At 44.4% G+C, this 11,985-nt stretch carries 12 protein-coding genes; 1 reads left to right on the forward strand and 11 read right to left on the reverse strand.

All coding sequences use genetic code 11. The features are described 5' to 3' along the window. Positions 1-98: 98 nt before the first annotated feature. The 5 genes from B0G85_RS03245 to B0G85_RS03265 all read right to left on the reverse strand — a co-directional run bounded on the left by B0G85_RS03245 (position 99) and on the right by B0G85_RS03265 (position 5,555). Positions 99-437 carry a hypothetical protein gene (locus tag B0G85_RS03245; protein ID WP_100378982.1) on the reverse strand — a complete coding sequence of 113 codons (339 nt, stop codon included), beginning with the start codon at positions 435-437 and terminating at the stop codon, positions 99-101. Positions 438-575: 138 nt separating this feature from the next. Further along, positions 576-1,865 (reverse strand): type II toxin-antitoxin system HipA family toxin, encoded by a 1,290-nt coding sequence (locus tag B0G85_RS03250; protein ID WP_100378983.1) that lies wholly within the window; start codon positions 1,863-1,865, stop codon positions 576-578. Further along, positions 1,865-2,116: a type II toxin-antitoxin system Y4mF family antitoxin gene (locus B0G85_RS03255; protein WP_100378984.1), complete on the reverse strand. Its 252-nt coding sequence runs from the start codon at positions 2,114-2,116 to the stop codon at positions 1,865-1,867. The genes B0G85_RS03250 and B0G85_RS03255 overlap by 1 nt, the downstream gene beginning before the upstream one ends. A 661-nt stretch (positions 2,117-2,777) precedes the next feature. Continuing rightward, positions 2,778-4,538: an IlvD/Edd family dehydratase gene (locus B0G85_RS03260; protein ID WP_100378985.1), complete on the reverse strand. Its 1,761-nt coding sequence runs from the start codon at positions 4,536-4,538 to the stop codon at positions 2,778-2,780. Between the two features lie 27 nt (positions 4,539-4,565). Continuing rightward, on the reverse strand, positions 4,566-5,555 hold the full coding sequence (locus B0G85_RS03265; RefSeq protein ID WP_100378986.1) for a Bug family tripartite tricarboxylate transporter substrate binding protein: 990 nt from the start codon (positions 5,553-5,555) through the stop codon (positions 4,566-4,568). A gap of 105 nt (positions 5,556-5,660) precedes the next feature. On the opposite strand from B0G85_RS03265, the gene B0G85_RS03270 reads away from it, so the two are divergent. Then, positions 5,661-6,086, forward strand: a complete 426-nt coding sequence (locus B0G85_RS03270) for a VOC family protein (RefSeq protein WP_100378987.1) — start codon at positions 5,661-5,663, stop codon at positions 6,084-6,086. A gap of 47 nt (positions 6,087-6,133) precedes the next feature. Here the strand turns inward: B0G85_RS03270 and B0G85_RS03275 are convergent, their stop codons facing one another. The 6 genes from B0G85_RS03275 to B0G85_RS03300 form a co-directional block, all read right to left on the reverse strand. Further along, positions 6,134-8,191 carry a TonB-dependent receptor family protein gene (locus tag B0G85_RS03275; RefSeq protein WP_100378988.1) on the reverse strand — a complete coding sequence of 686 codons (2,058 nt, stop codon included), beginning with the start codon at positions 8,189-8,191 and terminating at the stop codon, positions 6,134-6,136. An 84-nt stretch (positions 8,192-8,275) separates the two neighbouring features. Next, the gene (gene hemP, locus B0G85_RS10445) at positions 8,276-8,452 is read right to left on the reverse strand and encodes a hemin uptake protein HemP (protein ID WP_369405926.1); all 177 of its coding nucleotides are present in this window, start codon (positions 8,450-8,452) and stop codon (positions 8,276-8,278) included. Between the two features lies 1 nt (position 8,453). Continuing rightward, positions 8,454-9,086 carry an energy transducer TonB gene (locus B0G85_RS10345; RefSeq protein WP_232725911.1) on the reverse strand — a complete coding sequence of 211 codons (633 nt, stop codon included), beginning with the start codon at positions 9,084-9,086 and terminating at the stop codon, positions 8,454-8,456. Between the two features lie 112 nt (positions 9,087-9,198). Next, positions 9,199-10,389, reverse strand: coding sequence for a 50S ribosomal protein L11 methyltransferase (locus B0G85_RS03290; protein ID WP_100378989.1), 1,191 nt, complete (start codon positions 10,387-10,389; stop codon positions 9,199-9,201). Positions 10,390-10,392: 3 nt separating this feature from the next. Beyond that, positions 10,393-10,944 carry a carboxymuconolactone decarboxylase family protein gene (locus tag B0G85_RS03295; RefSeq protein WP_100378990.1) on the reverse strand — a complete coding sequence of 184 codons (552 nt, stop codon included), beginning with the start codon at positions 10,942-10,944 and terminating at the stop codon, positions 10,393-10,395. Between the two features lie 41 nt (positions 10,945-10,985). After that, on the reverse strand, positions 10,986-11,984 hold the full coding sequence (locus B0G85_RS03300; RefSeq protein ID WP_100378991.1) for a tripartite tricarboxylate transporter substrate binding protein: 999 nt from the start codon (positions 11,982-11,984) through the stop codon (positions 10,986-10,988). Position 11,985 lies beyond the last annotated feature (1 nt).

Genomic DNA, 11,985 nt, shown 5'->3' on the forward strand with positions numbered 1-11,985 from the left:
TAATTCATCTGTAGCCAAAACTGCTGGGGGTATTATTGGGGGTATTCTTGCGAAATCGAACTGAGGAAAAAACATGGTTGGGGGTATCAATGGAAGGCTTACAGATAAAGGGGTTCGCAGTTTTGTGAACCGCGCAGCCACAGGGGATAAGCTCTCAGATGGACCCAGCCTTTATTCATCACTAAAGCCAATGGTGCTACTTGGCGAATTAAATATCGCATTGCGGTTAAATTTGTTTGACCATCAAGCTTAAATCGATCCTTTCTATACCCAACCTTTAGCAGCATATCGTCAGGCACTTCAAACTCCAGACATACTGCAGCATGCTGCTCTGCATAATGGGACCATAGCAATGGTGACTTATAGTCCTCCGAAAATGAAATCATTCCATATTCAGCAGTAATTTTATTATGCTGTCTTGCATGAAATACTCTCATAGCAGGATCCCTTAGATTGAATCCAGACAACTCAAATGGGTCGTTTAATTCAAAAAAATTGGCAGTTTTAGGCGCATGTTGCGAACAGCTACTTTCGACTACTTAGCAGGTGTAAATTTATAAACCATCATTGCTTGGTTACCCCGCCATTGAAAAACGATTGGTTATTGTTGTACAACGCCCTTCAATCAAAAAAACAATTTGGGCAATGATGGGGTGACTCCAACCCTTGGACTCAAATTTAGCCTGTAGTTCTTTAGCCAAATTGGGTAGTTCACTAGCAATCTCCAGCACTCTTCTTTTTAGTTGAGGCGCACCCAACTGGGCCGCTTCAGCCATCTGCACCCAATGACGTGCATGCAATTCATCAAAGCGATATTTACTACCAATCTTCATAGCCATATTGGCACTCAGATCTGAGTAGACCGCCGTTGATAAAACATCATAAAGTGGGGCCAATTGAATTCCGCTTTGACTGTAGAGCAATGAAAAGTTCTTTGCATGAGCATCGTTATTGCCTACTAGGCAGTTAAAAATAATGTAATCCAGTAATCGCAATAAATTGGGAGCACTTGGAGTGGTTACTTTTCGAACCAGTGCAAATCCATCGGCAATGCTTGGGCCACCCTCATTCTGATATTTGAGCTCAGGCGCAACACCCAAGGCCTGACAGAAGTCCTCTTGATGCAATCGCCTTAACTGCCCATCTTCTAGAAAACGGTCATAACGCTCTACCAATAAGAATGTTTTATCTTTTGCGCGACCTATCTTGGTAGCGGCAGCATCAAACTTTAACTCCCTAGCTAGAGCAAGACAAAATGCTTCGTTATAGACACTGCCATCAATGCCTGCTATTTCAGGCTTGAGAATGTACGAGCTTGGGATATTGTTTTTCGGCAGACCAATTTCAAAATGATTCAGGTCATCCTTGACTGGCACCTCCCTAACAACCACTGGCAGCTTCTCTTGAGCTCCAGCAAGCGAAAGTCTTAAGCCAGACTCTCCAGCAAGTAAGGGTCGCTTAGGTAGCTTCTCAAGCACCGCAAGTAATTGATCCTCATCTAGCCACTCTATAGACTCACTTGCATGCGCCTCTGCTGGTGGTATTTGACCAGGCTCTAACAAAATCAAAGCACCTGCACACTCACCCCCAATGCCATCCAATAATGCAAAGTCATTCTTACTCGATACTTTTAAGATGTTTGCGACTGCAGCGCGTTTATCACCCTCAGGCAATAGTCCAGCAAAAAAAGGTTTTGCGACTTTATCTTCAAAGGGCTCGGCACGTAAGGGCAGAGATTGAGAAAGCGGCTTAGCTTGGCTTGATTCCAAGCACTCAGGCAGGTACCGAAAAGATAGGTAACCTGCGTCCTGAGTGAGAACTCCTACGCACTCGCCAAAAAACCAAACATTTAGCTCTCGAACCATTAGCGCACTTCTTCTTGTTTATTGCTAATGAAGGAATCCATACCATCCATACTTAATACACCGCCCAAGGCCTGAATCACCCTCAGAATATTTTCTAATCTGAGGGTAGATTTACCAGCCTCCAACTCAACGATGAACCTGACCCCCACATTGGCAGCCAGTGCCAGTTGCGGTTGAGTTAGTTTCAAGCGCTTGCGTGTCTCACGCACCAAGCGGCCTAGATCTAGAGAGTTTTGAATTTGTGTACTCATATTTATTTCCTTATCGGGAAATTTTACTGTAATCTGCCTATTTTTTCAACATAATTTCCTGATCGGGAAATTTATTGAATTATTGCTTGAATTATAGGCATATATTCCCGATCGGGAAATATCATCTTACCTAACTTCTACTCACCCATAAGAGTCGAAGCCCTCTAGTTTTACGAAGAATATGCGGATTTACTGACAATAACATCAATTATTAGCAGTTTTATTGACATATCACCTTCGATTGGTGACATGTCATCAATACCTTAAATCCCCATGTTGCCCAAATGGTGAGTAATCCGATCCATGGGATTACCTGCACAAGCCAATGGCGCCACCACCTCTCAAGTTCAAGCCTAAATAGGCGAACGTTATGATTTGCAAGACTAGGGGGTCAGCCTTTAGATTGCCTTATAGATGGACTCAATTATGATTTGCCACTGCTCAGGTTGAATGGTTTGCACGAGGACCTACATATAAAACGGTTCTACATATATTTGCTAAAACAGACAGCCTTATCAATCTGATCGATTTCATCAGAGCAGGCATTTAAAGTCTTGAGCATTTATAACTTTGCCTCTGATACTGACCCTAATTAACCTCACCCACCAGGATGGCGTTTTACTTTATGGATAAAATAACGTCAATTAACTGCCTAGCCTGGTCAACACTTTGGTATTTTGCCCACCATTTTTGCCGCCCTTAAAAAATCAAAGTCGATACCCTGATCTGCTTGAGTAACGGTATCTAAAAATAATTTAAGGTAGCCGCGCTCTGCAGTAGGCTCAATAATCGGATTATCTTTTGTGCGTTGCTCCAGCTCTTCATTCGATATGAGTAAGCTGATCTCACGGTTTTTCACGCTTAACCGGATAAGGTCGCCATTCTTTACCTGCGCCAAGGGCCCGCCAATAGCAGCCTCTGGAGTGACGTGCAAAACGATTGTTCCAAAGGCGGTACCACTCATACGCCCATCTGAAATTCTCACAATATCTTTGACGCCAGCACGCGCCAACTTCAGTGGAATGGGAATATATCCCGCCTCTGGCATACCAGGTGCACCTTTAGGGCCAATATTTTTTAAGACCAAAATGTCATCGGCTGTTACATCCAACTCAGGACTATCAATTCGGTTTGCCAGGTCTTCCGAATTCTCAAAGACAACTGCGCGCCCCTCATGCTCCATCAATCTTTCATCAGCAGCAGACTGCTTGATGATGGCTCCCCCAGGCGCTAAATTACCATGCAATACAGCAATACTGCCGCGAGGATAAATCGGGTTATCTAACTTGCGCACGACGTCCTGCTTGAAGCTTGGTGGCGCTGCATCAATCTCTTCGCCTAAAGTACGGCCAGTGACTGTCATTGCATCGAGCTTTAATAAGGGCTTAAGTTCGCGCAAGAGTGTAGTCATACCACCTGCATCATGGAAATTTTCCATGTAGTGATCACCTGAAGGCTTGAGGTCTACCAATACTGGGGTTTCATTACCCATTCTATCGAGGGCATCCAAGTCAATCTCAAGGCCCATACGACCTGCAATGGCAGCCAAGTGAACAATTCCATTGGTTGATCCGCCGATAGCCAAAAGAACACGCATCGCATTCTCAAATGCATCCGCAGTCAGCACTTTGTCGATAGTGACACCATCTTTAGCCATTTGCACAGCGCGAGTGCCCGTCTCTTCAGCAATACGAATGCGATCTGCGGTTACTGCAGGTGGAGTTGCCCCACCGGGCACTGTCATCCCCAATGCCTCAGCAATACAAGCCATCGTACTGGCGGTACCCATCACAGAGCAAGTTCCCACGCTCGCAACAAGCTGATCATTTACCTCATCTTTTTCTACTTCATCAATCTCACCTGCGCGAAACTTACCCCAATAGCGGCGGCAGTCAGTACAAGCTCCAACACGCTCACTACGATGTGAGCCTGTCAACATAGAGCCAGTAATTAGCTGAATAGCGGGAAGCCCAGCAGATGCTGCACCCATCATCTGCGCAGGAACCGTTTTGTCACATCCACCAATCATGACAACGGCATCCATTGGCTGAGCACGCAGCATTTCTTCCGTATCCATCGACATCAGATTGCGTAAATACATACTGGTTGGAGCGGCAAAACTTTCATGAATCGAGATTGTCGGAAAATCCATCGGTAATCCACCGGCCAACATCACACCACGCTTTACTGCCTCAATTAATTGCGGCATATTGCCATGACAAGGATTGTATGAGCTACCCGTATTAATGATGCCAATGACAGGGCGATCAAGCGCACTATTGGTAAAGCCTGCACCTTTAATAAACGCTTTACGCAAAAATAAAGAAAATCCTTTATCACCATAGCTTGTTAAGCCCTTACGTAAACCACTTGCAGGGGCTATTTTTTGCTCTGAGTTATCTTTTTTATCTTTGCTTGTCATGGCATATTCTTTGCTTTTAAAATAAACTTACTCGGCCTTAATATCAGCCTCTTTAATTACTTTTTCCCAGCGCTTAACTTCTGCGGCTAACAACAATGCAGATTGCTTTGGATTGGTTGGTGCAGCAGCATAAACACCCTGCTTTAAGAATGCTTCCTTAACTTCTGGATTAACTAGCAGTGTAGCAATCACTGCATTCAATTGGTTGATGATGGCAACGGGTGTACCTACCGGAGCTAACACACCAAAAGTAGAACTTACCTCCAAAGCAGGCATGCCCGACTCAGCGGTAGTAGGCACATCCGGCAGCATTGAAATTCGCTTAGATGTAGTCACCGCTAGTGGACGTAGCTGCCCCGCGTTAATAAAAGGCAATGCAGCAGGAACGGTTTCCACCATCATATTGACCTGTCCCGCCACTAAATCCGTCATGGCCGGGCCACTACCTTTATAGGGAATGTGTGTGATTTTAATTTGCGCCTCTTTTTGGAAAATCTCTGCCCCCATACGTTGTGGCGCACCAGCACCAGATGAAGCGTAATTGAGCCTATCGGGATTAGCTTTTGCATAATCAACTAAGCCTTTTAATGTCCTTACTGGGACATTAGGATTAACGACCACGACCAACGGAACAGAGCCTACGATCATGACAGGAGTAAAGTCCTTCAGAATATCGTAGCGCAGTTTTCCTTTTTCTAACGTAGCCATAGTTGAATGGGAGGTAACCGCACCCATTAGAAGTGTGTAGCCATCAGGGCTCGACTTCGCTACTGCTTCTGCCCCAATGTTACCGCCAGCACCCCCACGATTATCTACAAGCACTTGTTGGCCCAATGCGTCGCCCAGATTCTTAGCCAGAATACGGCCGATAACATCTGTAGCGCCGCCTGGAGGATAAGGAACAATTAGCTTAATTGGCTTATCCGGATAAGCCGCATGAGCCACTCCATTTAATCCAATGACTAAGGCGCAATATAGGATGATGCGACCAGCCTTACTAAATGAGAAAGTAAACATTTTGTCTCCAGTTGATATCATTATTTTTATAAGCTCAATATACTAAACTTTAGCAATCAAAATACTTGAGCAAACTCAACTTTAACTACATTATGGAAAAAAGCCATGTCTAGCAACGTTCAACCATTTCACCTAGCTTTTCCAGTAAATGACCTAGAAGCAGCCCGCCATTTTTATGGGGAAACTCTAGGCTGTGATGAAGGTCGAAGCTCTGAGGAGTGGATTGATTTTGACTTTTTTGGCCACCAACTTGTTGCTCACCTTGCACCAGAAGAGTGTGGGCACGCAAGTGCAAATGAAGTGGACGGGCAACAGGTGCCTGTAAAACACTTTGGAGTTGTGTTAACAATGCCAGACTGGCATGCTCTAGCCAAGCGCTTACAAGCCGCTAATATGAAATTCATCATCGAGCCACAAATTCGCTTTCAGGGAAAAGTGGGCGAGCAGGCAACGATGTTTTTCTTGGATCCTGCTGGTAACGCATTGGAGTTCAAGGCATTCGAAGACCCAAGTCAACTATTTGCTAAATAAACTAGGGCGAGGAAATCCGAGGATCCCTCACCTCCCCAGATAATATTTCAGAAGAATTGATAACTCATACCCGCCTGAAAATTCAAAGGTGCGCCCGCAAAAATACCATCTGGACTTCTACTGTAAATAAAGCGCTTATTAAATAAATTATTAATCACTCCAAACACTTTCCAATGTTTGTTGACCGCATAATTTGCAGTCCAGTTAACCGTAACTACTGCAGGTATCTCGCCTAAGGTGCCAATAGTATTAGATGCCACCGTATTTGCTGAATCAGGAAACTGTGAATCAATGTAGTTCACGCTGAGCAAGGTGTTAAATCCATTGCGCTGATAATTTAATCCTAAATTTGAAATGAGTTTAGGTGTGTAGGGTATGCGCTTACCATCCACTCCAATAGAAGAGCTACCAACATACTTTGCAACGGGAATATAGGTTGCATTACCATTGACACTCCATCCGGCACCCAACAAAAGTCCCAATGCCAACTCGGCACCCTGATGTAAGCTTTTTCCACCATTGGCTTTGTTGATCCCCATTGCTAAGCTTTGATTCACAATCTGATTGCTGAAGTTCATACTAAAAACTGCAGCGTCATAAGTAAAGCTTGGATTTTTTCCCCTTAAGCCTAATTCCATATTGGTCGATCGCTCAGGATCCAGCTGCTGATCAACCCCCTGCTCACTGACTGCAGTAGCAAGTTGTGCAGGAGCAAATCCCTTGTAGATGCTGGAATACAACTGAAGATCAGGAGTCACTTGCAGGGTGGCGCCAATCTGCGGAATTGTTTCTACATTTTTGGCGCCACCGCTTTTTTCAGTAAGCACGTTATTTCGGGTCTGGTTATAGCTTTCTACCCGTATGCCCGGAATTACAGCAAAATCTTTAGTGATTAAAAACCGATTCTGGGCATATAACGCGACTGAATTTGCCTTATTTTCTTCGTGAGTAGTAATTCTTCCTGATCTAGCCAGGCTAGTCGATGCCAACATCTGATTGGACTGCGTCTCAGTATGCAATCGCACTCCGAGCTCCGCCTCATTTCGAAGGCCAAATGCTTTAAATGCATGCATGAGACGAGAATCTATACCCAACATCTGAAACTCTCGATTACGTCCGAACATACATTCGGAGCTGCCGTTGCATGGCTTAAAAATAGTCCCGTCAGCCGAGCGAGAGCTGATACTCTGGCGCCAAAAATCACGCCCCAGCTTACTCCAATAGACTAATGTATTGAGTTTGGCATCAGGACTCATATCCCAAGAGTGATTTAAATCCACCGCATTTCTCTGAGTAACAAAACTATCGTTTGGTGCAGGATTTGATGATGTTCTATTGTTATATTGATTGGGCCTCAATCCTACATAAGAAATATTAATATCATTATCGTAATGAGTGTATTTCAAGCTCATCCATTGATTTTTGGCAATACTCATGCCGCCCTTAAAAAGAATGTCGGTCATCTCATACCCATTACTCTGATAACTATTCGATTCAGACTTAATTACATTCAGACCAGCAATAGCGCCATTGGATTCCGATTTACCGCCAGCCTCAATTTGCGCTAAGCGATACCCATAGTTACCAGCTTTAGCAGTTACTTTAAAACCCTCTTCCGGTGTTTTAGTCAGATAATTAACAACACCGCCAATATTGGACGGGCCATACTGCAACCCAGATGCACCCTTTAATACCTCAATACCACTCATCCGATCTACCGGTGGGCTGTAATAGGAGGCGTTGGAAATAAATAAACTGGGGTGTATCGGCGCACCATCCTCTAAAAGTAATACTTTTTGACTTCGACCTGGATTCAACCCCCGAATGCCAATATTTGGAATTGCGCCAAGAGCACCCTCATCACCTCGAACATGGACTCCAGGAACGGTCTTTAAGGCATCTTGCAATGAAAGTGGCTGGAGAATTTCCAACTGCTTTTGATTGATGATGTCGACTGTCCCCGGAATTTTTGATAGCGCATTTACTTCTTTACCCACAATATCAATTCTAGGCAGATCCATTTCCTGAGCATTGGCGCATGTCAATGCCGAGCATCCAAGGGCCAATGCCAATCTTGGTGCCCATGCTAATTTCTGTAACTTCATATGCAATCTCCAGTGATAAAAATAAAAAATCGCTGGCTATTGGCATATCAATATACTTTTTGCTGGCTAAAAATAAATTTAAAATTATTTAGTCAAGATAAGCTTTCTTAGCTTGGTAATACTTAGCTGATACCTGTGACCCTCATGCAGAATGATGATCGATCGATCGTTTCCCATTAGAGAGGTACTTTGGATTACCCTACCCCAAGTATCTTTAGACGCATTAGATGTTACTTTCAATGCGGGTATGTTATGACTCAACTTAGGTCTCCAGGGTAAAGTGGATTGGGAGGCGATAACACTCGGGGGTACCTGATCCTCTCGACCCTAAGGTAGAAAATCTCCACTCTTTGATTGTTTCTAAAGCAGCATGATCTAGCCGTGAAAATCCTGAGCTTTTCACTAATGTAAGCCCGTCAACTAAGCCCTGGTGATTGATGCACATCTTTAGCTCAACAAAGCCCTGTTCACCCATACGCCTGCTAGCTATCGGATAAGGTGGCTGAGGATTTGCCAGAATGCCACGCTGACTCAATGGGATATTAGTGTTTGAGGAGATTGCTGGCGCAGTAGACTCTGCCACAACATCTACAGTTGGGCTAGTAGATTCTATTTTTTGATGACTAAAAGCCATCGGCGCACCGAACACCTTAGTAGCGCGATCGACCGATTGTTTAATTCGTCGATTTTCAGGAGACGACCTTAAAGCGCTCTTTGAAGAATTCTCTCGAGTAAGACCCAAAGAAATGACTTGTTCTGTGAACTTATCTACGCCACTATTTTTAAATGATGCAGCAAACCCCAAAATACTCAAGTGAATTGCAGTAACAACCGCAATCAGAGTGATTGAGGTATCACCATTAAAAGCACTACTCCAATACCTTAACAACGTCATACCTACGCCCGCCCTACATAGTTTTAAATGATAATGATTCTCATCTATTTTATGCAAAGCAATCGATATAAACAACCCTTCTTAAAAAGAGGATGTAACACTGGGATGCTAATTACTTAGTCGCTAAGCGCCATAGTGAAGTTACTTCAGCCGCTCTAGCAGCATGGAGCCGATCAGTTTCATCGAATACTTTCTGATGTTTTGCCTTTGTGTCACTCCTACTAAGTACTTTTAATCCTGCCTGCTCAATCCACTCCAATAGCTCTGCTCGAGTCCTCAACCCTAGATGCTCAGCAAGGTCGGACAAAATCAGCCAACCCTCACCCCCGGGGAATAGATGCTCTTTTAATCCATTAATGAAACCCTTAAGCATCTGACTTCCAGGATCATAGATAGAACGCTCTAAGGTGGAGCTAGGTCGGGCTGGTAACCATGGGGGGTTACATACAATTAATGAGGCTCTTCCCTCAGGAAATAAATCGGCCTTAACAACGTTGACTTGATTTGCTAAATTCAAGCGCTCAATATTCTCTTTAGCACAGGCTAGCGCGCGATCATCCAAATCTGTAGCAATAATTTTTTGCAATCCACGCATATTTAAAATGATGGATAAAACCCCGCTACCAACACCAATGTCAAAAGCAATCGATTCCACATCAAGTGCTTTAGGTAAGGGTGCATCACAAACCAATTCAATATACTCGCCACGAATGGGAGAAAAAACACCATAGTGGGGATAAACAAAAACTGCCTCACCATTTTCATCGGCAAGGACAGGCAAACCATTTTTGCGCCATTCATAAGCACTGATTACTCCCAAGAGCTCTCGCAAGGAAATAACATACGCCTGAGCAGAAGCGCCATACGCCTCAAGACATGCCTGAGTTACGACCGGCGCCCGCCTCAAAGGGATCGTGTGCTCAGAAGTACATTCAATCAATATCATCCCCAAAATGCGAGCACGCTGGGATTGCGTAAGGCGATGTAAATTGAAGGTGTCGAGGGCAAACTGTTGAGCAGTCTTCTCAACATTGGCGACAATACTCTTATCTGCTCGCTTTGATTTTTTTGAAGGCCTATCAACGCGTCTTACTAACGCTTGTAGTAGCTGACGGGCATTTTGAAAATCACCCCGCCACAAGATCGCAGTACCCTCACAAGCTAGGCGATAGGCAATATCTGCAGTTAGCGTGTCATCCCCAAGAACTACTTTTTTATGGGGTGCTATGCCATTTTCAGAATGCCAAAGAGCTGTCTGTATTTGGTCGCCCTCTTCCCATTGGATAGAAGCATCTTTAGTCATAAATTATCCAGGAGGGTGATCCTCCGGATTGACATCTAAGGCAATCAGAAAACGAGAGACCATGTTGTAGGCTGCAATCACGGTTACTAACTCTACTGTATCCGTATTGCCAAGGGTAGCTTGCAGCCTTTTCATTAAAGCGCTGTCGACTTGAATATTGCGCGTCATCTGAAAAGTTAAGGCTGCAGCATCTTGCTCTATTGGGCTAAAGCATTCCGCTGGAAAGCTAGTCTGTCCAATAAGGCGCAATGCCTGCACCTGCTCTTCTGTACCACCCGCCTGAATAAATGGTGGCGCATGATGAAAAAACTCATACTCGGCACCGTTTAGTACCGCAACCCCACACATAGCTAGTTCACGCAACTTAGGATCTAGGGATAGATTGTTGCGAATCTCGCCAATAAAGTGATTCCAGCCTTCGGCAATCGGGGTGCTATGTAACAGCATTCGATCTAGATTGATAAATTGCCCACCGCGCCTTTGGCGAATGGCGGAGACTAGTGCAGCAGGTTCTGCCAAATCCATTGGTTGATAAGGAATTAAACGCTCGTTCATATTTAAATATTTAGTCAGGTGTTAATTAAGGAATGAAGAAATTAAGGGGCTTCTTTAATGTTGTTTTCAATAACAAACTTACCCCATATGGCAATCTGCTTGCCAATGAAATCACGTAAGGTCTCTGGGTTTCCAGCAACAATTTCAATTCCCTGTGATTTCAGTTTTTCAGCAACAGAGGGTGTTTTTAAGGCCTTCGTTACCGCCTGATTCATCGCATTGACAATAGCAGGAGGTGTTTTACCAGGAGCTAAAACTGCCCACCATGCTGGCGCATTAAATCCTGGGAAGCCACTCTCAGCGATAGTTGGTACGTTTGGTAAAGCAGCGGATCGCTTACTGGTAGTAATTGCCAAGGGAATGACACCGCCGCTATCAATGTGAGGCTTGACTAAAAATTCCGAACCAATAGCGAGCTGAACCTGTCCACCTAGAATGTCTTGCATTAGAGGTCCTCCGCCACGATAGGGAATATGGTTCCAGTCAAATCCTGCTTGTTTTGCCAAACGAGCCATTGCCAAATGTCCAAGACTACCAATACCAATTGAACCGTAGCTAAATTGCTTCCCCGCTTTCGATTGATCTACTAGCTGTTTAAAGCTTGTTATGCCAGAACTCTTACTTGCAACAATGACCATAGGCGATGTACCAATTAAGGTTACTGGTGCAATATCTTTAATAGTGTCGTAAGGAAGCCTATCTTTCAAACTAGGATTTACCCCGTGCGTGTCGAACACTACTGCAAAGGTATAGCCATCTGGATCGGCCCGTGTCATTGCAGCAGTCCCAATAACACCAGATGCACCACCAATGTTTTCAACAATCACGTTTTGCTTTAATTCTGCCTGCAAGGCTGGGGCTAGCACTCTAGCCACCTGATCCACAGAGCCGCCCGGGGGGAATACCGCAATTAAACGAATAGGCTTTTGGGTAGGCCAAGTCGCTACTCCAGCACTTTGGGCGCTCACGATTGAGCTAGCAGCCAACAGAACTGAGCCCAAAATCAAGGCTTTTTTAGCCATCTTTATAAAAATCTGCATT

Origin of the sequence: Polynucleobacter brandtiae, from assembly GCF_002797575.1 — a bacterium.
Classification (GTDB): domain Bacteria; phylum Pseudomonadota; class Gammaproteobacteria; order Burkholderiales; family Burkholderiaceae; genus Polynucleobacter; species Polynucleobacter brandtiae.